The 20,927-nt window shown below is 41.6% G+C and carries 20 protein-coding genes; 10 read left to right on the forward strand and 10 right to left on the reverse strand.

The features are described 5' to 3' along the window. The first annotated feature begins 138 nt into the window (after positions 1 to 138). The gene (locus BVU_RS05870) at positions 139 to 1,731 is read left to right on the forward strand and encodes an ABC-F family ATP-binding cassette domain-containing protein (RefSeq protein WP_008666477.1); all 1,593 of its coding nucleotides are present in this window, start codon (positions 139 to 141) and stop codon (positions 1,729 to 1,731) included. 89 nt (positions 1,732 to 1,820) lie between these two features. Here the strand turns inward: BVU_RS05870 and xyl3A are convergent, their stop codons facing one another. The 3 genes from xyl3A to BVU_RS05885 form a co-directional block, all read right to left on the reverse strand. Then, positions 1,821 to 4,415, reverse strand: coding sequence for a xylan 1,4-beta-xylosidase (gene xyl3A / locus BVU_RS05875; RefSeq protein ID WP_008666475.1), 2,595 nt, complete (start codon positions 4,413 to 4,415; stop codon positions 1,821 to 1,823). 185 nt (positions 4,416 to 4,600) lie between these two features. Continuing rightward, positions 4,601 to 6,094: an acetyl-CoA hydrolase/transferase family protein gene (locus BVU_RS05880; protein ID WP_005849940.1), complete on the reverse strand. Its 1,494-nt coding sequence runs from the start codon at positions 6,092 to 6,094 to the stop codon at positions 4,601 to 4,603. A gap of 37 nt (positions 6,095 to 6,131) precedes the next feature. Then, positions 6,132 to 6,482: a hypothetical protein gene (locus BVU_RS05885; RefSeq protein ID WP_005849938.1), complete on the reverse strand. Its 351-nt coding sequence runs from the start codon at positions 6,480 to 6,482 to the stop codon at positions 6,132 to 6,134. 337 nt (positions 6,483 to 6,819) lie between these two features. Here BVU_RS05885 and miaB point away from each other — a divergent pair, with 337 nt between their 5' ends. Next, entirely contained in the window at positions 6,820 to 8,190 is a 1,371-nt protein-coding gene (miaB, locus tag BVU_RS05890; protein ID WP_005844029.1) for a tRNA (N6-isopentenyl adenosine(37)-C2)-methylthiotransferase MiaB, read from the forward strand. Next, positions 8,190 to 8,591, forward strand: a complete 402-nt coding sequence (locus BVU_RS05895; RefSeq protein ID WP_005844027.1) for an FKBP-type peptidyl-prolyl cis-trans isomerase — start codon at positions 8,190 to 8,192, stop codon at positions 8,589 to 8,591. The genes miaB and BVU_RS05895 overlap by 1 nt, the downstream gene beginning before the upstream one ends. Before the next feature lie 9 nt (positions 8,592 to 8,600). Here the strand turns inward: BVU_RS05895 and BVU_RS05900 are convergent, their stop codons facing one another. Then, entirely contained in the window at positions 8,601 to 8,837 is a 237-nt protein-coding gene (locus BVU_RS05900; RefSeq protein ID WP_005844025.1) for a PspC domain-containing protein, read from the reverse strand. A gap of 137 nt (positions 8,838 to 8,974) precedes the next feature. Between BVU_RS05900 and BVU_RS05905 the strand changes: the two genes are divergently transcribed. The 7 genes from BVU_RS05905 to folK are packed head-to-tail and all read left to right on the forward strand — an operon-like array spanning position 8,975 to position 14,083. Beyond that, complete coding sequence (locus tag BVU_RS05905) at positions 8,975 to 9,871, forward strand: class I SAM-dependent methyltransferase (protein ID WP_011965074.1); 897 nt, start codon at positions 8,975 to 8,977, stop codon at positions 9,869 to 9,871. Positions 9,872 to 9,873: 2 nt separating this feature from the next. After that, positions 9,874 to 10,743, forward strand: a complete 870-nt coding sequence (locus tag BVU_RS05910) for a cell division protein FtsX (RefSeq protein ID WP_005844021.1) — start codon at positions 9,874 to 9,876, stop codon at positions 10,741 to 10,743. A 12-nt stretch (positions 10,744 to 10,755) separates the two neighbouring features. Then, positions 10,756 to 11,001, forward strand: a complete 246-nt coding sequence (locus tag BVU_RS05915; protein ID WP_005844019.1) for a DUF3098 domain-containing protein — start codon at positions 10,756 to 10,758, stop codon at positions 10,999 to 11,001. A gap of 37 nt (positions 11,002 to 11,038) precedes the next feature. Beyond that, complete coding sequence (locus BVU_RS05920) at positions 11,039 to 11,839, forward strand: undecaprenyl-diphosphate phosphatase (RefSeq protein WP_005844017.1); 801 nt, start codon at positions 11,039 to 11,041, stop codon at positions 11,837 to 11,839. A gap of 4 nt (positions 11,840 to 11,843) precedes the next feature. Next, positions 11,844 to 12,551, forward strand: a complete 708-nt coding sequence (gene truB, locus BVU_RS05925) for a tRNA pseudouridine(55) synthase TruB (RefSeq protein ID WP_005844015.1) — start codon at positions 11,844 to 11,846, stop codon at positions 12,549 to 12,551. Positions 12,552 to 12,562: 11 nt separating this feature from the next. Beyond that, positions 12,563 to 13,618, forward strand: a complete 1,056-nt coding sequence (queA, locus tag BVU_RS05930; protein ID WP_005844013.1) for a tRNA preQ1(34) S-adenosylmethionine ribosyltransferase-isomerase QueA — start codon at positions 12,563 to 12,565, stop codon at positions 13,616 to 13,618. A gap of 18 nt (positions 13,619 to 13,636) precedes the next feature. Next, positions 13,637 to 14,083: a 2-amino-4-hydroxy-6-hydroxymethyldihydropteridine diphosphokinase gene (folK, locus tag BVU_RS05935; RefSeq protein ID WP_005844011.1), complete on the forward strand. Its 447-nt coding sequence runs from the start codon at positions 13,637 to 13,639 to the stop codon at positions 14,081 to 14,083. Between the two features lie 411 nt (positions 14,084 to 14,494). Here the strand turns inward: folK and BVU_RS05940 are convergent, their stop codons facing one another. The 6 genes from BVU_RS05940 to tnpB all read right to left on the reverse strand — a co-directional run bounded on the left by BVU_RS05940 (position 14,495) and on the right by tnpB (position 20,681). Then, positions 14,495 to 15,355 (reverse strand): thiol-activated cytolysin family protein, encoded by an 861-nt coding sequence (locus tag BVU_RS05940; protein WP_011965075.1) that lies wholly within the window; start codon positions 15,353 to 15,355, stop codon positions 14,495 to 14,497. 29 nt (positions 15,356 to 15,384) lie between these two features. Continuing rightward, complete coding sequence (locus BVU_RS05945) at positions 15,385 to 15,957, reverse strand: hypothetical protein (RefSeq protein ID WP_011965076.1); 573 nt, start codon at positions 15,955 to 15,957, stop codon at positions 15,385 to 15,387. An 11-nt stretch (positions 15,958 to 15,968) separates the two neighbouring features. Further along, on the reverse strand, positions 15,969 to 16,337 hold the full coding sequence (locus tag BVU_RS05950) for a DUF3244 domain-containing protein (protein ID WP_005844002.1): 369 nt from the start codon (positions 16,335 to 16,337) through the stop codon (positions 15,969 to 15,971). Positions 16,338 to 16,519: 182 nt separating this feature from the next. Continuing rightward, positions 16,520 to 18,214, reverse strand: a complete 1,695-nt coding sequence (locus tag BVU_RS05955; protein ID WP_041174419.1) for a tetratricopeptide repeat protein — start codon at positions 18,212 to 18,214, stop codon at positions 16,520 to 16,522. Between the two features lie 275 nt (positions 18,215 to 18,489). Continuing rightward, a complete protein-coding gene (locus BVU_RS05960) occupies positions 18,490 to 20,103 on the reverse strand; it encodes an IS66-like element ISBvu4 family transposase (RefSeq protein WP_011964728.1) in 1,614 nt (537 codons plus the stop codon). 68 nt (positions 20,104 to 20,171) lie between these two features. Beyond that, on the reverse strand, positions 20,172 to 20,681 hold the full coding sequence (tnpB, locus tag BVU_RS05965; RefSeq protein ID WP_008671451.1) for an IS66 family insertion sequence element accessory protein TnpB: 510 nt from the start codon (positions 20,679 to 20,681) through the stop codon (positions 20,172 to 20,174). Positions 20,682 to 20,927 lie beyond the last annotated feature (246 nt).

Consider the following 20,927-nt stretch of genomic DNA (forward strand, 5'->3'; position numbering starts at 1 on the left):
AAAACATTCATTTCCATACAACTATTTGTTTTTACGTTGGGACAGCAGGCGAAATAATTTCGTTTGTTGCGCAATAGTTGTCTTCTTATTCCAACTACGAACTTTTCAGTATTCATATTTAAAATTCTTAGAAAGAGTATGTGTATACATGTACAGTCCATTACTTACATGCATCCGGATAAAGATGTGCTTTTCAGTAATGTCAGTTTTACTATCAGTAAAGGGCAAAAAGTAGCCCTCATCGGAAACAACGGTTCGGGAAAATCTACCTTGATGCGATTGATAACTAAAGAGCTATTACCTTCTGAAGGACAAATTATATGTCCGGATATCCCCTATTCTATTCCACAGCATTTTGGTCAGTTTAATCATTTGACAGTAGCCGGGGCATTGGGAATAGAAAGAAAGTTATATGCACTTCATGCCATTTTACAGGGAGATGCTTCGATAGAGCATTTTACGGCTTTGGCGGATGACTGGAAAATAGAAGAGAAAGCGGTTGCTGCTTTGAATGAATGGGGGTTGGTAGGAGTACCTCTTTCCTATCCCATGCATTTGTTGAGTGGCGGTGAGAAAACAAAAGTTTTTCTAGCAGGAATTACTATATACTCTCCTGCTTTTATTTTGATGGATGAGCCTACCAATCATTTGGATGACGAAAGCCGTATCCGGCTGTACCGTTTTATAACTACTGCTGCAGCAGGGATACTGGTTGTCAGCCATGACCGGACATTACTCAATTTACTTTCTTCTACCTATGAGCTTACTGCAAAAGGTGTCACTTATTATGCTGGAAATTACGATTTCTATAAAGAACAGAAGAAATTGGCTGTAGAAGCTCTGCAAACCCGGTTGAAGGAGAATGAAAAGCAATTACAAAAAGCCCGAAAGCAGGCACGTGAGGTAATGGAGCGTCAACAAAAGCATGATGTGCGAGGTAAAAAACAAAATGTGAAGAAAGGAGTCGGAAAGATGGCAATGCATACATTCAGGGATCAGGCTGAGAAAAGTACTGTCCGTTTAGGAGATGTTCATGCTGATAAGATCCGTTTTTTGGCAGGAGAAACAGTAGAACTGCATAAAGCTTTACCTGATATGAAGGCGATGAAAGTAAATTTCAATTCATCTTCTTTGCATATCGGTAAGATACTTATCGTAGCTTCAAGTGTGAATTATTCGTATGGAGAAAATCCTTTGTGGTCTTCTCCTCTTGAGTTTACCATCAAAAGTGGTGACCGTATTCATTTGAAAGGAAGTAATGGTAGTGGTAAAACAACTTTATTGAGGTTGATAACCGGAAGTCTTGCTCCTACTCAAGGTTCTTTGATACAGGCAGAAGGGCTGACGTACGTTTATCTTGATCAGGAATATTCTATAATTCGTAATGATTTGTCGGTATTGGAACAACTTGCCTTATTCAATAGTGAATTGTATGATAATGAATTGAGAACGATTCTCAACCGTTTTTTGTTTCCTGTTTCCACATGGAACAAGAAGTGTAGCTATCTGAGTGGAGGTGAGAAGATGAAACTTTCTCTCTGTTGTCTTATGGTGAGTGCACAGGCCCCCGATGTTTTTATTGTGGATGAACCTACTAATAATATTGATATTCTGAGTATGGAGATATTGACCGAAACTTTGAAGGATTATCAAGGCACTTTGTTGGTGGTGAGTCATGACAACTATTTTGTGCAACAAATAAAGGCAGATAAGCAGATTGAGTTGTTCTGATGTTTTTATTTTGTCAAGTGCGGCATTTTTGTTTTAAATATAGAATTTGACAAAAATGCCGCAGACTTGATTTATTTTATTCGGAGTTATTATTGCAGTGTCAGCGTCTTTACTTGTAATTCAGCATCTTTAGAATTACCCCCTACCATTATATCGAAGTTTCCGGCTATGGTGCGCATGGTATTTGTCTGCGCGTCCCACCATTCCAATTGTTTGGGTGTTAACTCTAATTCTACATTGACTGTTTTTCCTGCAGGAATTTGTACACGTTTGAAAGCACGCAGTGTTTTAACCGGTCCTTCCGCATCTTCTTGTTTTTTCAGATATACCTGTACTACTTCTTCCCCGTCACGATTACCGGTATTGGTTACAGGAACAATAATTTTGGCAGTTTCTCCTACTTTAATCGTTTGCTCCAGTTTGATGTTACCATAGTTAAAAGTGGTATAACTCAAACCATAACCGAATGGGAAAAGAGGATCACCTTTAAAATAACGGTAAGTACGTCCTGTCATATTATAATCTTCAAAATCAGGTAATTGCGTTATGTTCCGGTAAAAAGTAACGGGCAGTCGTCCGGCGGGATTGTAATCGCCGAACAAGACTTCGGCAGCAGCTTTACCTCCGGATTGTCCCGGATACCATGCTTGTAAAATGGCCTGACAATATTTGGTTTCGGGTTCCATGGCAATGGGTGATCCGGAAAAATTAACGAAAATAACTTTTTTCCCGGCATCACAGAGTGCTTTTATCAATTCACGCTGAACAGCCGGAAGTTCGATGTCAGTACGGTCTCCTTTGCGGAATCCCGGTAAATTGACACCCATCTCCTCTCCTTCCAAACTTGGAGATATACCGCCTGCAAATATAACTACATCAGCATCTTTCACTTTTGCTACCGTGTTTTTAATGTTGACTTCTTCTTTAAATCCAAGATCGAAATTCAACTGTGCATCTCCACTAAAGTATTGGAAGCGGATTTCTATATCGTATGGCTTGCCGGCTTCTGCATGCATGGCGTAAGCTTGTCCCCTGCCCCCATGTTTGTTGGTGAATTTCTTTACTTCTTCACCATTTATCAATAATTGTGTAGCTCCACAACTATAGAAGTTGAAAATAACCTCTCCTGTTTCCTGGGGGGTGAACACACTTTGATAGACGGCCGAGAAATCGGTCAGGTTCACACCGGGAGCAAATACGGTAGCTCCGGAAGTGCAAAGACGGAACGGTGTGGTAAGTTGTGCGGTGGCTACCGCATTTCCTTCATATTCCTTGTTGTTCCAATAGCGGGCGGAGAATCCTGGACCTTCTTTAGAAGTACACTGGCTGAAAACGCTTCTGATTAATGAGCGCTCCACCCAGCTGCAACCTTGTTCATAGATCAGCTTGTCGTTCTCTCCCATGGCTGAGCGGATACCTTCCAATAAGGTGATCGTATGTTTGGGAGTACCGTTATAATTACCCCATTGCATCACAGAATCATTTGCGTTAGGTCCCATGACGGCGATGGTTTGTCCACCGCGTTTCAGTGGCAGGATATTATTTTTGTTCAGTAACAGCGTCATTGATTTGCGTGCTATATCTAGTGACAGGGAATCATGTTCTGCCGAGCAAACCACAGAATAAGGAATTTTAGTCCATTCCACTTTGTCAGGATCATCCATTTCCCCCAATTCAAAGCGTGCTTTTAATAATCGTTTTACGGATACATCAATGTCCTTTTCACTGATTAATCCTTTTTTAGCGCTTTCTACCAATGCTTTATAACTGGAACCACATTCCAGATCCGTACCGCTTAATACTGCGGCGGCAGAGGCCGATTCAGCATCCGGATGTGTTTTGTGTCCTTTTTCCCGATAGAAATCGTCAATAGCACCACAATCTGAAAGTACAATGCCGTCATATCCCCAGTCTTGACGGAGAATTTGCATCAGCAGGCGGTCACTTCCGCAACACGGATCACCTTCCAAACGGTTATAGGCACACATTACCTCCTTTACTTTTGCTTCTTTTACTAATGCTTCGAAAGGTACAAGATAAGTTTCATGCAAGTCACGCGGTTTGATATTTTCCGCATTGAACTCATGACGATTCCATTCCGGCCCTGAATGGACGGCAAAGTGTTTGGCACAAGCGTGTATTTTATCGTATTTTTGATTAGCATCCATGCATTGCAATCCTTTTACCACATTTACCCCCATGACACTTGTCAGATAAGGATCTTCCCCGTACGTTTCAATACCTCTCCCCCATCTGGGATCGCGATAAATATTGACGGTGGGTGTCCACATGGTCAGGCCTTGATACCGTTCGTAGCTTCCCGCCGCCGAGTATGCGGCATTTTTGGCCCGGGCTTCATCCGAAACTGCAGTATAGATGGTATGTATGGCATCGGGCTCAAAAGAGGCCGCCATGCCTATAGGCTGAGGAAAGACGGTGGCCAGTCCGCTCCGTGCCACTCCGTGCAAGGCTTCGTTCCACCAATTATAAGGTTTAATGCCTAATCTTTCGACAGGTTTGGAATTGTCCATCATTAAGGCAACTTTTTCTTCTAGAGTAAGTTGTTGCAATAAATCCTCTGCCCGTTCTTCGGGAGATAAACTGCTGTCTTTATAAGCCGGTTGATTGTTACAGCCGCTTAGCATCACAAGGGAAGCAAATAAATATAGAATTTTGTTTCTCATAGTAAAATGGTAAAAATGATTAGTTACACGGCAAAAATAGAATAATTGTGAAAAAAGTCCGTGTATTTTTTGATTAAAAAGGTGGAAGATATTGTTTTTTATACAAAAAGGTGGGATAGATATAAAAAGTTTCCGGCCGGATACATCGTACCGACCGGAAACGTATGAGATACAGCAAATAATGACTATTTATATTCTGCCCAATCTATCAGGCGCATATCCCCTTTCTTGGCCAGCGTATCATGCATAGCCAATGCAGCCGGAATACAATGAGGAGTTTGTCCTTTGGAAGACATTTTTACATAATCCCAAAGAATGTTCTTATAATCCGGATGTGCACAATTTTCGATGATAGCCTTGGCGCGTTCTACCGGGCTCTTGCCGCGTAAGTCGGCAACACCTTGTTCAGTAATAAGGATATTGACATCGTGTTCACTGTGATCTTCGTGAGAAACCATAGGAACGATGGCACTGATTTTTCCTTCTTTTGCCACAGACGGGCAAGTAAAGATGGAAATATAGGCATTGCGGGTAAAGTCACCTGAGCCACCAATACCATTCATCATTTTGGTGCCGCTGATGTGAGTAGAATTTACATTACCGTAAATATCTGCTTCGATGGCTGTATTGATAGATATAACACCAAGACGACGGATAATTTCCGGGTTGTTTGAGATTTCAGACGGACGCATGACCAGTTTGTCACGGAAGAAGTCGATATCATCATAAATACCTTGCAGACATTCGTTGGTGACAGTCAATGAACAGGTACTTCCAAATTTTACACGTCCCTGGCGAATCAGGTCCACCACTGCGTCTTGTAATACTTCCGTATACATTTCGAAGGCGGGAATTGTTTTGTCTCGTCCCAAAGCACCCAATACGGCATTAGCAATGTTACCTACTCCACTCTGTAATGGCAGGAAGCTTGCAGGAATAATACCCCGTTTCATGTCAGCTGCCAGGAAGTCGGCAACATTTTGTCCAATCTGGTCGGTGATAGGATCCGGTGCGGTAAATGAACGGGCCTGGTCAGGGGTGTTTACTTCCACTACGCCGATGATTTTTTTCGGGTCTACCTGTACATAAGGCAGACCGATACGGTCGCTGGGTTTGTAAATAGGAATTTCACGACGGTAAGGCGGGTCAAGCGGTTCATAAACATCGTGCAGGCCCATACCGTTTTTACTGTGGGCAGCGTTCAATTCGATGATCACTTTATCTGCCAGACGTGCAATAGTCGGTGCAATTCCACCGGCGGCTGTCAGATAAACTTTGCCGTCGGGAGTGATTTCACACGCTTCCAGAATAGCGACATCTACTTTACCCATGAACCCGTAACGTACCTCCTGTGCCATTTGTGACAGATGGATATCGTTGTATGCTATTTCGCCGTTATTTACGGCTTTTCGGAAATCGGGGTTGGTTGTGTAAGGAGCACGGTAACGGATTGCCTTGACCCTGGATAAGATGCCGTCTGTAGCATCTCCTGTAGAAGCACCGGTAAAGATACTAATTTGAAAAGGGTTACCTTTGGCATGTTCTTCTTCTGCTATTTTTGCGACTTCGGGTGTTACGGCTTTCGGTGTTCCTGCCGGAGTAAAGCCGCTGAGTCCAATGTTGTAGCCATGCTTGATATAGCTGGCTGCTTCGGCTGCGGAAATAATATTAAATCCCATGATATTCAATGTGTTATTCTTATTAGTATAGTTGTTATTAATATTTGCGATTAAAAATCTCTGAATAAATAAAAGCACGTCGTGCCTCTTCTTTAGTACTCAGTCTTATAGGAGTCCGGTCTTCCCTTTTGTTCTCTTTCCGGGGTGGATCTGTTGGCTTCTTGACCATCGGCTGATGCTGCATGCGGGGAGTCTGAGGTTTGCGGACTGTTTGAACGGAAGAAACAGGAAGGTCCTCTCCTATGTTCTCCTGCTCTATTTCAGGAAACATATCTGCAAGCACTTTCTTTGGAGAAGGTGTTTTCTTCTCTTTGCCTGTTCTTGAGATTTGTTGCACGATGGCTGCAACAATGATTATTATAAATATGATAACCTGAATGATATCCATACTTTCCTTATTATATAATGAATGCTCAAAGTTAGAAAAATATTTCATAACTAACTCTATAAAAGGGCATAAAAAAAGGAAGAGAACTTCACAGTTGTCTTCCCCTATTTTTTTAACCTAAACCTTAACTATGAAAAAATCTAATGTTTTTCGGAAGCAAATATGCGAATTATAATAATACGTTGGTAACGTTAACGGTTTTTTTTGTTCACTGGTTATAATTATTTAACAGTTAAATGCATAAATCTCTTATAATATTCAATTTTCGGCTCTTTTATTCGTTTAATTTGTCGGTAACTCCGTATCTTTGCCTACGAAACCATAAAACAGAGAAAATATGAAAGAAACAACAGGAGCAGACTTTAAATCTGCAACTGATTCCGAAAACAAGAAATTGTTTATTGAAACTTACGGATGCCAGATGAATGTTGCTGATAGTGAAGTGATTGCTTCTATTATGCAAATGGCAGGCTACCATGTATGCGAAACATTGGATGAAGCGGATGCTGTATTTATGAATACCTGTTCCATTCGCGACAATGCAGAACAAAAGATTCTGAACCGTCTGGAGTTTTTCCATTCTATGAAGAAAAACAAACGCCGGAATCTGATTGTCGGTGTGTTGGGCTGCATGGCAGAACGTGTAAAAGATGATTTGATCGAGAACCATCATGTAGATCTTGTCGTAGGACCGGATGCCTATCTCACTTTGCCCGATTTGGTCGCTTCGGTGGAAGCGGGGGAGAAAGCCATTAATGTGGAGCTTTCTACTACAGAAACCTATCGTGAGGTAATTCCGTCCCGTATTTGCGGCAATCATATCTCCGGGTTTGTATCCATTATGCGTGGTTGCAATAATTTCTGTCATTATTGTATTGTGCCGTATACCCGTGGGCGTGAGCGCAGCCGTGATGTGGAAAGTATTCTGAATGAGGTGCGTGACTTGGCAGACAAAGGTTATAAAGAAGTAACGTTGCTGGGACAGAATGTGAATTCTTATCGTTTTGAGAAAGAGGGTGAAATAATTACTTTCCCGATGCTGCTCCGCACAGTGGCCGAGGCGGTTCCGGACATGCGTGTTCGTTTTACCACTTCACATCCCAAGGATATGAGTGATGAAACCTTGCAAGTCATTGCGGAAACGCCTAATGTATGCAAGCATATTCATTTACCGGTACAGAGCGGCAGTTCGCGCATATTGAAGCTGATGAACCGCAAATATACCCGTGAGTGGTATTTGGAAAGGGTAGCGGCTATTCGCCGTATCATTCCCGATTGTGGTCTGAGTACTGATATTTTCTCCGGCTATCATTCGGAAACGGAAGAAGACCATCAGGAATCTCTATCCTTGATGCGTGAGTGTGCGTACGATTCCGCCTTTATGTTTAAATATTCTGAACGTCCCGGAACATATGCTTCCAAGCATCTGCCGGATGATGTACCCGAAGAGGTTAAGATACGCCGGCTGAATGAAATCATTGAATTGCAGAACCGTCTTTCTGCCGAAAGTAATGCCCGTGATGTAGGCAAGACTTTCGAAGTGATGGTAGAAGGTGTTTCCAAGCGTTCCAGAGAGCAGCTTTTTGGCCGTACACAGCAAAACAAGGTGGTGGTCTTTGATCGTGGGAATCATCGTATCGGTGATTTTGTCCATGTACGCATTACTGAAGCCAGTTCGGCTACATTGAAAGGAGAAGAGGTGTTCTGATGGGGAGAAAAGAAGAATATAAGGAAAAGAACTTGCAATATTTGCAAGTTCTTTCTACACAGGAAGGTATTTGTCCTTTACCTTGTAATATGTTTTATAAAGTATTGCAGACAGGTACGGGTACAGTTTCACCTACAATCCGAAGTATTGTCACCGTTCATTATCGGGGAAGTCTGATAAACGGAAAAGAGTTTGATAATTCCTATGACCGTAACTGTCCCGAAGCTTTCCGGCTGTGTGATGTCATAGAGGGATGGCAGCTGGCGCTTCAACGTATGCATGTAGGAGATAAATGGGTGGTTTATATTCCTTATACTATGGGATATGGCAACCGTACAAGCGGGCCGATTCCTGCTTTCTCTACATTAATATTTGAGGTGGAACTGCTGGGCATTGCATAATGCCTCCGGTTATCGGTTATGCAGTCTGTCATTCATCCGGTCTTCGTAACCGTCACGATATTTCTTTTCGGGCATAACAATCCATAAGATTATATAGACAATAATGCCCGAAAAGGCTGTGAAAACCGTGGCAAATGAATAGATAATGCGCACTACCGTAACATCCCAGCCAAAATAATCGGCCAGTCCCGCACATACTCCGGCTAGCATTCTGTTGTTGGAACGGGTCAGTTTTTTATTTTCCATTTCCGTCTCTTTTTAAGTTATCTGCACAAATGTAGGAAAAGTAAAAACGAATTATTAACTTATACTCTTAAAAGTACTTAAAGGATAGTCCTTCTCATTCAATTTATTTGTTATTTTGCAGCAAATTAGGGCAAAAAGTGGATATACTCAAAATAAATACTTGTCCGTTGTGCGGCGGAAAACATTTGGGACATGCAATCACTTGTACGGATCACTATGCTTCGGGTGAACAATTCAATTTGGTTCGCTGCGATGATTGTGGCTTTATTTTTACACAAGGTGCACCCGTGGAAGCCGAGATAGGGCGATATTATGAGACCCCCGATTATATTTCACACACTGATACCCGCAAGGGGCTGATGAACCGTGTATACCATGAGGTACGCAAGTATATGCTGTCACGCAAAGCCAAGCTGATAAAACGGACATCCGGTTTGAGTAAAGGTACTTTGTTAGACATAGGTACCGGTACCGGATATTTCAGTAATGCTATGAAGGAGCGCGGATGGCGGGTGAAAGCGATAGAGAAAAGTCCGCAGGCGCGTTCGTTTGCCAAAGAGCATTTTGAATTGGATGTAGATACGGAGGATGCTTTGGCGGGATATGCCGATCATTCTTTTGATGCCATAACTTTATGGCATGTGATGGAGCATCTGGAACATCTGAATGAAACGTGGGAGAAATTATTCAAGCTGTTGAAAGAGAGGGGAGTATTGATAGTGGCTGTGCCTAATCCCAGTTCGTATGATGCGGAAAAGTATAAGGAATGGTGGGCGGCATACGATGTGCCCCGTCATTTATGGCATTTTACACCTTCCGTCATGCAACAATTCGGTGTCAAGCATGGTTTTAAATTAGCGGAACAGCATCCGATGCCTTTTGATGCTTTTTATGTATCCATGTTGACGGAAAGATATAAAGGCAGCCGTTTGTCCTTTTTGAAGGGAATGTGGACGGGCCTGTTGGCCTGGTTCAGTTCACTGGCGAAAAAAGAACGCAGTAGTTCAATGATTTATGTATTCAGAAAGAAGTGATTATGGGAAAAAAATCAGGGTCCTTTTTCGATATGCAGTTCATTACCTCCAGCATCAGTACAATGCTGGTGTTGCTCTTGTTGGGGATGGTGGTATTCTTTGTGCTGTCTGCCAATAACTTATCCAAGTATGTACGCGAGAACATCAGTTTCTCCGTACTCATCAGCGATGATATGAAAGAAGCAGACGCTTTGAAATTCCAGAAAAAATTGAATGAGGAACCTTTTGTGAAAGAAACTTCCTATATATCGAAGGAGCAGGCGTTGAAAGAGCAGAGCGAAGCGATGGGTACAGACCCGGCTGAATTCTTGGGATATAATCCTTTTACAGCTTCTATTGAAATAAAACTGAATGCCGATTATGCCAATTCGGACAGCATTTCTTGGATAGAGCAGAAAATTATGCAGAACAAGAAAGTAATGGAAATCAACTATCCCCAGGATTTACTGGATGCAGTGAACAGCAATATACGGAAAATCAGTTTTTTGCTATTGGGACTGGCTGCGCTGCTTACCCTTATTTCTTTTGCGCTGATTAATAACACCATCCGTCTGGCCATTTATTCCAAACGTTTTCTGATTCATACCATGAAACTGGTAGGGGCAAGCTGGGGATTTATCCGTCGTCCTTTTTTGGTGCGGAATATATGGATAGGGATACTGGCCGCTGCCATGGCAGATGCGGCATTGATAGGAATGGCCTATGCGTTGGTAAGATATGAACCCGAATTGATTGAGATTATTACCCCTATGACCATGCTTATGGTAATGGGTTCTGTTTTTGTGTTTGGTGTGGTTATTACCTTTATGTGTGCATATATATCAATCAACAAATACTTGCGCATGAAAGCTAGTGCGTTGTATTACATTTAATAATAAAAGGATATGGATAGACAAAAATTCGCCTTTGATAAAACTAATTTTATATTGCTTGCCATAGGTATGGCAGTGATTATTGTCGGTTTTCTGCTGATGACAGGACCTAGTTCGACAGAAGGATATTTTGAGCCGGATATTTTTAGTGTACGTCGCATCAAAGTGGCGCCCGCAGTATGTTTCTTTGGCTTTATCTTTATGATTTATGGCATTGTCCGCAAGCCAAAGGACAAGACAGAAGTGGTTAACTCTTGATTTTTTTAATTTTTAATTCTCAATTTTTATTTAAAGAATGGAATGGTTTGAGGCATTGATCCTTGGTGTGCTCCAAGGATTGACAGAGTATTTGCCGGTCAGCAGTAGTGGTCATCTGGCTATCGGTTCGGCATTGTTTGGCATACAAGGGGAAGATAATCTGACTTTTACCATAGCAGTGCATGTGGCTACGGTACTCAGTACTTTGGTTATATTATGGAAAGAAATAGGCTGGATATTCCGTGGCTTGTTCAAGTTTGAGATGAATGCGGAGACAAAATATGTGATCAATATCCTGGTATCCATGATTCCTATCGGCATTGTGGGTGTGTTTTTTAAAGATTATGTGGAAGAAATTTTCGGTTCCGGCTTGCTCATTGTAGGTTGTATGCTGTTATTGACAGCTTTGCTTCTTGCTTTCTCTTATTATGCAAAACCTCGTTTGAAAGAGAACATCAGCATGAAGGATGCGTTTATTATAGGTCTGGCACAGGCTTGTGCCGTGATGCCGGGATTATCCCGTTCGGGTACTACCATTGCTACCGGTTTGTTGTTGGGAGATAACAAGGCGAAACTGGCTCAGTTCTCTTTCCTGATGGTGATTCCTCCTATATTGGGTGAGGCGTTGCTGGATGGTATGAAGATTGTAAAAGGAGCTGCAGCCGGCACATCAGATATATCTGTATTGTCATTGGTTGTAGGTTTTCTGGCAGCTTTCATATCGGGCTGTGTAGCTTGTAAGTGGATGATTAATATTGTGAAGAAAGGTAAGTTGATTTATTTTGCTATCTATTGTGCCATAGCCGGTGCCGTTACGATAGCGTGCACATTGATGTAATTGGATGAATTTTAAAGAAGGAGAAGTATTATACTTTGATAAACCGCTGAAATGGACCTCATTTGCAGTGGTGAACAAGATAAGATACCATATTTGCCGCAAACTGGGCGTGAAGAAAATAAAAGTGGGACATGCCGGGACATTAGACCCGCTGGCTACCGGGGTGATGATTATTTGTACAGGCAAGGCAACGAAACGCATCGAAGAGTTCCAGTATCATACCAAAGAATACATTGCCACCTTGCAGTTGGGGGCTACCACACCTTCATTCGACCTGGAGAAGGAGATAGATGCTACCTATCCTACGGAACATATCACCCGCGAGTTGGTAGAGGAAGCCTTGCAGCGTTTTATCGGCAGGATAGAACAGATTCCGCCTGTTTTCTCGGCTTGTAAGGTAGATGGTAAACGCGCTTACGATTTGGCTCGAAAAGGTGAGGATGTGGAGTTGAAAGCCAAGACGTTGATTATAGACGAGATAGAGTTGCTGGAATGTAATCTGCCTGAGATTAAAATCAGGGTAGTGTGCAGCAAGGGCACTTATATCCGTGCATTGGCCCGTGATATTGGCGAAGCTTTGAATAGCGGTGCTCATTTGACAGGGCTGATACGTACCCGGGTGGGGGATGTGAGACTGGAAGACTGTTTGTCGGTGGAAAGTTTTCCGGAATGGCTTGACCAACAAGAGATTGAAGAAGTTATAAACGAATAAGGAGAGATAAGATGAAACTGTCGCAATTTAAATTTAAACTGCCGGAGGATAAAATAGCTTTGCATCCGGCTAAGTATAGAGATGAGTCGCGCCTGATGGTTGTTCACAAATCAACAGGTAAGATTGAACACAAGGTATTCAAGGATATCCTGGACTATTTTGATGATAAAGATGTGTTTATCTTTAATGATACGAAAGTTTTCCCTGCGCGTTTGTATGGAAATAAGGAAAAGACCGGTGCCCGTATCGAGGTATTTTTGTTGCGCGAGCTGAATGAGGAACTTCGCTTGTGGGATGTGCTGGTAGATCCTGCCCGTAAGATCCGTATCGGTAACAAGCTTTATTTTGGTGACGATGATTCCATGGTGGCCGAAGTGATTGACAACACCACTTCCCGCGGACGTACCCTGCGTTTCCTGTATGACGGCTCTCACGACGAGTTCAAGAAAGCATTGTATGCGTTGGGAGAGGCTCCGCTGCCCAGTTTCATCCGTCGTCCGGTAGAAGAGGAAGATGCCGAACGTTTCCAGACTATCTTTGCCAAGAACGAAGGAGCTGTGACAGCTCCCACTGCCGGACTTCATTTCAGCCGCGAGTTGATGAAGCGTATGGAAATCAAAGGTATAGACTTTGCTTTTGTGACGATGCATGCCGGACTGGGTAATTTCCGCGAGATTGATGTGGAGGACCTTACCAAGCATAAGATGGATTCGGAGCAGATGTATGTCAATGCGGATGCGTGCCGTATTGTGAATAATGCCAAGGATGAAGGAAAGAATATTTGTGCGGTAGGAACGACAGTGATGCGCACGATAGAGACTGCGGTAGGTACGGATGGTCATCTGAAAGAATTTGACGGATGGACCAATAAGTTCATTTTCCCTCCTTATGATTTCTCGGTAGCCAACAGCATGGTTACTAACTTCCACCTGCCTCTCTCCACTTTGCTGATGCTGGTAGCTGCCTACGGTGGTTATGATCTGGTGATGGAGGCTTATCACACAGCGTTGAAGGAAGATTACCGTTTCGGTACTTATGGCGACGCTATGTTGATTTTGGATAAGTAATACCGGTTGGAGCAGCGTATGAGGGTTTATTTGGGACTTGGAACCAATCTGGGTGATAAAGAATCAAATCTGCATGTTGCTGTCCGGAAGATAAATGAGCGGATAGGGGAGGTTACTGCCCTTTCCGCTTTTTATGTTACCGCCCCTTGGGGGTTTTCTTCTGAAAATTCTTTTCTGAATGCCGCCTGTTGCGTGGAGAGTGTGCTTCCTCCCTTGGATATATTGCGGGAAACACAGGAGATAGAGCGTGAATTAGGTCGGATGAAGAAGTCGGCGGGAGGTAATTATAGTGACCGCCTGATTGATATAGATATTTTGTTGTACGGCGATTTAATACTGCATACGCCGGAATTGGAAATCCCTCATCCCCTGATGACTGAACGGAGGTTTGTCATGGACCCGCTGGCGGAGATTGCATCGGATGTGGTGCATCCGGTATTGGGAAAAAGGCTGGGGGAGCTTTAAACCTGTAAGAGTATATTAATTAAAAGAGGACGGAAAATTCTTCAAATCCGTCATTGTGGTGTAGATAGCTGATTGATAGTGTATTGTTATGAAGAATTCGTAATAGAATCCTTCATAAATGTTTCAGATGAATCAATGTTTATAATGTTATTATATTTTGTCATGGATATAATATCTATGCTCATATTTGTTTTCTCTTCCAGATTCTTATTATATTGATTTATCCAATTCTGATATAGAGAATCTCCTGGATATGTATATAAAGAGTCTATTTTAACAATATCTTTATATTTTATAAGACTGACATTAGGGGTAATATGGGCTAATTCTGTTGCTTCATTGCATGAGCAGATTAGCGTTACGCAGAAGTATGTGTAAAATAGAACGGATGTTTTTCATAATGATGATTATTTATTGTACATTGAAATAGTTAACAAATACAGAATTATCTTTTATGTTAGAGGCGGAAAATGATATAGGTCCTCCGAAATCATCGGGTGTAACTGTTGAAGATAAATAAGTAAGTATGCTTGTAAAAGGATTGTCTGGGTTGATATCTTTTATTTCTTTGTTTCCAATAGTCATCAATCTGATATTAGAATTGGCTAATATTGCTAGTTCTTTTTGACTAACTTCCTTAGACTTCAGTAAATTGTCAATAGCTTCTTGTAATTTGTCATAATCAATATTACTTTCAATAACTAGTATAACTTTTCTGCCAAATTGTATTGAGTTTATAAATGCAAGCTTGTCTAATTGTTGCAAAACTTGTGGATCAGTGCTTAGTGATTCCGGCATATCCATTATAATGCTGAAAAAACTTTGATTTATATCTATCAATATAATATTCTTTTGAGGCTTATAATCGGGTGTGATGCCTAATAGTTGCTGAAGGTTAATATTTTGTCCCCAATTGACAGCTAATTCTTGGTATGATTTTATCTTTTTAATTACGAATGAAAAAGAATAGTTACTTTTCAAGACATCGTTTGTTTTTAACGCTTCATGAATAGCTTTCATCATGTTATTATAGGAAGGAGTGATTGTTTGTGACTTTATAGGAATGGTGTACCCCATGTTTATAGGATTCATTGATATTTTCAGGAACTTATATGTGTCTTGATTGATGCTGTTGGCTTCCAATATTGCTCCTATGAATATTTCATTGGGGCATTTTGCCACAAACTTATCTGCACTATATTGCTCTTCTTGGCTATAAGCAAGTTTAGCAATCATCAAAAATACGATGGTGTATATTATTTTAGTTTTCATTTCTTTGTATTTAGGTTTTATACTCATATTTATTCAAAGGTATATTTTCTTTTCAGCCATATAATGGAAAGGAAATCTTGATTCATTAGTTCTGAATAAGAGATTAGATTATACTCTTGTCCTATTGCCATAAATGTACGTTGGTCATTATTGTTTTTTATTATATAGAATCCTATATTGAGTATTACTCTTCCATTTTCGTCTTTTTCTCCACAGTATTCCCATTTATCTATTGGCTTCTGGTATATGAATAATTTTTTATCTTGCCATTTTAGTTTATACTTTTCTACTATATTATTGGTTTTTACAATGGAAAGGGAGTCTCTATCGAATTGTAATTCATGGGGGCAAGACCATTGGATTCGTTCTCCGAAATATGCAGTTTCTGTTTCTGTTAGGTCTTGAATATCGTTTTTATTGAGTATTTCTTTAAATTCTACTTTTTCAGAAAACTTTAGTTTCAATATGTAAGGAGTGTCTTCCGGTGTGGGAAGAATAGGAGAGGGATCGTCCTTGTCTGCGCAAGAACTAAACATAAGTGTTCCTATTGAAAGGAGAAAGGACATGCTTACAATAAGTAGAGTGCTTTTTTTCTTTTTCATAATATTGGACTTTAGTTTTCGTATATAAATTCTCCTGCCAATATTCCCTTTTCATCGGTGATTGTCAGTTCATATATTCCTGCCGGAATATTCTCTAAAGAAGTTGATAAAGAAGAATTGGAGTGGGGTATATAGAGGTTTCTATATACTACATATCCTTCTTTTGATTTAATCTCGATGGTTACCGCTTCCCAGTCCTGTGCGAATTCGATGGTTAATTCTTTATTGCAGTCGTCAAAGAAAGCTTTTACCGGAATGAATGACTCTACTGGAATTCTATGGTTGCCATGTTTTATAAATTCTATATTTCGTTTTTTAGCGCATAGTAATAGAGGAATAATTAAGGCTATCAAAGCCAAACTCATTTTTAATTTGTTCATAATCGTTTTACGTTTTAGTTTTGTGCAAACTTAGGTATTATAGGATTATGAATGACAAAAAGAGGGAGTTATAGTATATACAAGATTTATTGATTATCAGTGAGTTATAAAAATTATTATATACAGTGATGTATATGTAGTGTTTTATAATTCACTGAAAATAAGACCAGTATGAGAACTATTTATTTTAAGAGGTTTTTGATGATGTAATCTCGTAAGAACGTTTCTTTATTGTGCTTTAGTTGGACCTCTTGATAAATTCTCGTTCGTTTCATTCGTACAGAAGCCGGATTGATGCCGAGCAATTTGGCTTCATCATTTGCGTCAAATCCAAAGATATGGAGATAGCAATATTGATATTCTGATTCTGTCAGGTTGGGAAATGCCTCTTTTAGTAGGGAGTAGAATTGGGGATATATCTTGTCTACTTCCGTCATTATGGAATGCCATGTTTTGTCAGTAGGGAGTTGGGAGTCCTCAAGCCTATTTTTTTTAGTCAAAGAAATAAGCTTCTTGCCAACTGTGGATGTTTCCAGATTTTGCTTTTGCAGCCGGTCGTATTTATAGGATATTACTTCTATTTCCTGTTGTAGTTTGTGGGCATTATTCTCTTTGTCTGCCAATGCTTTTTGCAAAATCTGCTTTTTTTCTTCTAGTTCTGCAGATAAGTGAAGGAGCTCTATTTTCATCTTATCTAGAATTGTTTGCTGGTAATAGATTTTGGCTTTGCTTCTCTGCCGGTAAATGATATATCCTGCAACTGATAGTAAGAATAAGGAGATGGCAATAATGATGATGATTGTATTCCTTTGCTGTGTAATCTTTAATAGTTCGTTCTCTTCCCGTATCTTGGCGTTGTTATACTTTTTTTCTATTTCCAATACTTTTGTCTCATTTTGAACTAATGTCAGTGAATCGAGCATGTCGGAACAGATTTCTTTGTAATGGAGTGCTTCCTTGTATTTTCCTTCTGCCTTATAAAGCAGGTAGTAGGCTTGATTGAAGTAATAAGCGATATCATTGTGTTTGGTTATCGTTTCAATCCATTCGTGTGCTTTTGCCAGTTGGTTGTCTTTTATATATATGTGTAATAGGGAGATAGAATCCTTATAGCTTTCTTTGCTGCCCGTTTCAATGGCTTTTAAGAAATATCTTTCGGCATTCTTGTATTTTTCTTGTGCCTCATATATCACTCCAAAAGCATTGGCTACATCAGCTGTTAAATCTTTGTTATGCAGTAGTTGTGAGATGGAATCAGCCTTTTGAAGTAAGGGTATGGTGCAATTAAAAGAATCAGTGAGTGTACATTCACACGCTAAATCTTTTAAGGCGTATGCATAGCTTTTGTAGTTCCTTGCTTTCTTGAAGAAGTTACTGGCCTCTTTTCTTTTCTCCAGACGTTCACTGGTTATATCTCTAAAACCATACAAATCTGCCATATAGGCACAAATATACCCTGCCACATTATAGGCCTGATGTTCTTTGGCCAGTTGCAGCGCATCGGCATATATTTGCATTGCTTTATCATACTCCCCATCTTCTACATAAGCACGGCCCAGATACAAGTCTATTTGCGCCTGTTCTTCTGCCGTGCCGTGTTCGGTGAACCATTGTTGTGCCCGTTGCCATTGGTAGATAGGGAGTAATCCGGTGGCTGCTTCGTCCGTTACTTTACCGCATAGCATACACCAGTGGGCAAAGTCCTTATCAGTCAGTTCATCGGGGGCTTGTATGCTGTCCAGTAGCACGGAAGCACTATCGGCATACATGGGAATCAGTTCCTCTACAGATTGTAATAGCGGAAGTATGCTTGTCTCTTTTCTGCATCCGGGGAGGATGAGAATGAATAGTAGTCCTGTCAAAAGTAAAGCTTTCATAAGAATGTGTTCAGATTTTGCAAATATAGTCATAAATCCGGGCAACTTGTATCTGATAGAGGGAAAAGTCAGTTTTTTATGCTTTCCGTGGCTTCTCCTTTGGAAGTGAGGTGGGAAAGCATGAAAGCTCTTTGTCTTGTCAGTGAAATCTGTCTGTTGTATTTTGTTCTTCTGCCGTAAGCATTCGGCCTCGTGCGTGTTTCTCTCCAAGTTATAATAAAGTCAAAAGCCAGACGAAGCATGTCTGGCTTTTGACTTTATTATAGCTTTCCTGTTTATCCTTTCCAATTAAATGGCAGTAAATCGGTGTAATCGTTTTTCTCTTCTCTTTCTTTCTCCTGTACCCTAATCAGCACGTCCTGCATCCATAGTTTTGGGTTCACCTTATTTTCCCTACAGCATCCCATCAGTGAAAAGAAAATTGCCGCTGCATGTGCTGCCTCATGTGATCCGGAGAAGAGCGTATTTTTTCTGTTTAAAGTCAACGGCCTTATAGAACGCTCCACCGGATTATTGTCAATGCAGAACTGTGCGTCATTGACATATCCGGACAGTTGTTCAAAGCGTGTGTACATATAGAACATGGCCTTGGCAATAGGCGATTTATCGACCGTATGTCCATATTCCTCCTTGCACCATTTTTCCAGTTCTTTGATAATAGGGTACGATTTTTCCCGGCGAAGCTTTACCACCGCCTCCCCTTCCAGATGTTCCATTCTGATTTTCTCCTCCACGGCATACAGTCCGCCTATTTTTCCAAGTGCATGCCTTGCTCTGGGAGGGTCATTTCCTTCCGCTTCCACAAAGTTGCGCCTGACGTGCGCCCAGCAGCACAGATGCAACTTTCCGGGTAGCGTGTCGAACTTGTCATATACTGCAAAGCCGTCACTCTGTACCACCCGGACCTGTCCTGCCAGCAGTGTGTCTATTCCGCTGCTGCCACGGCCCTTGTGATATTCAAAGAAGGGGGTATGGAACCGGGGCAGATAGAAGTTCCACATATACCCGCGGTGAAGAGCACCGGGCCGGTCGCTTTCAAGTACGGGATGGGGTGTCTCATCGGCCATGACGTAATAGCTGTCCTTGACCAGTTCACGAAGTTCATTATAGATTGGTTCCAGACGCTGTGCGGCAGCCATCATCCAGTTACTTACGGTGGAAGGACTCAGATGGATTCCTTCACGCTCAAAGATATCCAGCTGTCTGTGCAGAGGCAGGTGGTCGTAATATTTGGCGGTAGCAATGTGGGCCAGTACACTTTCCGAGGCATTGCTGTGGGGATGTGCCATTACGGGCATGGGAGCGGTTATGATACGACCGTCGGCGAGCCGGTATTTAGGACGGATGATGCGTTTCACATAGAATCGGGCGGGACTGACAGCATACTGTTCGCTCACTTCCTCTCCCAGCTTCGTCGCTCCCTCCAACGAAAGGCCTTCCGGCATGGGAATGATAATCTCCTCACGGGGAAGGGACGGGTCGATGGGCTTACGGGCGTGGGGAGTGATCTTTTTCGTGAAGCTTTTACGGAAACGATTGTAGCCATTCTCCGATGTGACGGATTTCCCAGCGGTTTTCTGTTCTTCCGCTACCGGGTCATTGACATCGGACGGAGACTCGAAACAGATGCTCAGCTGGCCGGCATCTTCGGGAAGATGACGTTTTTCACTGGATTTACCCCATAAACGGCGTGTCAAGTCAGCCAATTTCCATCTCAGATCGGCAATGACGGCTGTACAGGCCGAGATTTCTTCGACCTGGCGGGAATACTCCTGCAAAGAGGCTTCGTATTTTCTCTGAAGTTCCGCATGCTCCTTTTCAAGGCATTCATGTTCCTTGCGCAACTCTTCGTACTCTTCCAAAGTAAGGGTAATAACCGGTTCTTTCACTGTACATCCACTTTTTATTATGTGGCAAAGTTATCAAAATAAAACTGCACGGCTTATAGAATGGGGAATTACTTTTCAACTGTTTTCCGATACTTTTTAACAGTAAGCAGCTCATTCAGGCGATTCCAGGAAATTTGAAGAAAATCCTTCTTCCGTTCCTCCTTTTTCAAGAGGAAAGAACCGCGATTCAGACGACGGCATTCCAGACGGTATTCGTCGTCGCACCGATAAAGGATATGCAACCTGCTACGGGAGCGGTCGGGAAAAATATGACAGCTCTGCTCTGACACGCAGGAACCCGTGTGTCGGATGACCTCGCCACAAAGACCGTCAATACCTTTATGGAAATTACAACCTTGGGGATAAAGGTAATAAGACCAAAAAGGACTGCTGCGGAAAAGGCCAAGACCTAAAGGGAGAAGTAGGTCCTGAGGGGAATGGATACCAAGGCTGGAAGACGAAACTTTATAACGACGGCCGCCATCAAATATGAAAAGAACAGAATCAAAATGGTTAGACTCGGAAAAGAGAGTACGTAGTTTATCACTTTCGCTAGAAAATTCTAATACTGAACACATAATGGATTAAGATTATAATGAAGCCACAAAGGTAGGAAGGAAAAGAGGGGAAAAAAACACGCACGAGGCCGAATGCTTACCTTCTGCCTTTTCAGTAAGTTTTATCACTAAAGTGAAGAAACTGTATCACTTTAGTGATGAAGTTTGATTAACTTAGTGATGAAAGTTCATCACTAAGGTGAAACGATTAAATGAAAAGGCAGAGATTGGGAGAAAATACCGGTGGAATCACTCAAGTTACAGGAA

Origin of the sequence: Phocaeicola vulgatus ATCC 8482, from assembly GCF_000012825.1 — a bacterium.
GTDB classification, from domain to species: domain Bacteria; phylum Bacteroidota; class Bacteroidia; order Bacteroidales; family Bacteroidaceae; genus Phocaeicola; species Phocaeicola vulgatus.

Coding starts and splice junctions, on each gene's coding strand:
- BVU_RS05945 (WP_011965076.1), bottom strand. CDS start 15,957: ATGAAAAAGAAAAAAAGCACTCTACTTATTGTAAGCATGTCCTTTCTC.
- BVU_RS05880 (WP_005849940.1), bottom strand. CDS start 6,094: ATGGGATTTAATATTATTTCCGCAGCCGAAGCAGCCAGCTATATCAAG.
- folK (WP_005844011.1), top strand. CDS start 13,637: ATGAGGGTTTATTTGGGACTTGGAACCAATCTGGGTGATAAAGAATCA.
- BVU_RS05940 (WP_011965075.1), bottom strand. CDS start 15,355: ATGAAAACTAAAATAATATACACCATCGTATTTTTGATGATTGCTAAA.
- miaB (WP_005844029.1), top strand. CDS start 6,820: ATGAAAGAAACAACAGGAGCAGACTTTAAATCTGCAACTGATTCCGAA.
- BVU_RS05920 (WP_005844017.1), top strand. CDS start 11,039: ATGGAATGGTTTGAGGCATTGATCCTTGGTGTGCTCCAAGGATTGACA.
- xyl3A (WP_008666475.1), bottom strand. CDS start 4,415: ATGAGAAACAAAATTCTATATTTATTTGCTTCCCTTGTGATGCTAAGC.
- BVU_RS05895 (WP_005844027.1), top strand. CDS start 8,190: ATGGGGAGAAAAGAAGAATATAAGGAAAAGAACTTGCAATATTTGCAA.
- BVU_RS05870 (WP_008666477.1), top strand. CDS start 139: ATGTGTATACATGTACAGTCCATTACTTACATGCATCCGGATAAAGAT.
- BVU_RS05955 (WP_041174419.1), bottom strand. CDS start 18,214: ATGAAAGCTTTACTTTTGACAGGACTACTATTCATTCTCATCCTCCCC.
- BVU_RS05900 (WP_005844025.1), bottom strand. CDS start 8,837: ATGGAAAATAAAAAACTGACCCGTTCCAACAACAGAATGCTAGCCGGA.
- queA (WP_005844013.1), top strand. CDS start 12,563: ATGAAACTGTCGCAATTTAAATTTAAACTGCCGGAGGATAAAATAGCT.
- BVU_RS05910 (WP_005844021.1), top strand. CDS start 9,874: ATGGGAAAAAAATCAGGGTCCTTTTTCGATATGCAGTTCATTACCTCC.
- tnpB (WP_008671451.1), bottom strand. CDS start 20,681: ATGTGTTCAGTATTAGAATTTTCTAGCGAAAGTGATAAACTACGTACT.
- truB (WP_005844015.1), top strand. CDS start 11,844: ATGAATTTTAAAGAAGGAGAAGTATTATACTTTGATAAACCGCTGAAA.
- BVU_RS05885 (WP_005849938.1), bottom strand. CDS start 6,482: ATGGATATCATTCAGGTTATCATATTTATAATAATCATTGTTGCAGCC.
- BVU_RS05915 (WP_005844019.1), top strand. CDS start 10,756: ATGGATAGACAAAAATTCGCCTTTGATAAAACTAATTTTATATTGCTT.
- BVU_RS05950 (WP_005844002.1), bottom strand. CDS start 16,337: ATGAACAAATTAAAAATGAGTTTGGCTTTGATAGCCTTAATTATTCCT.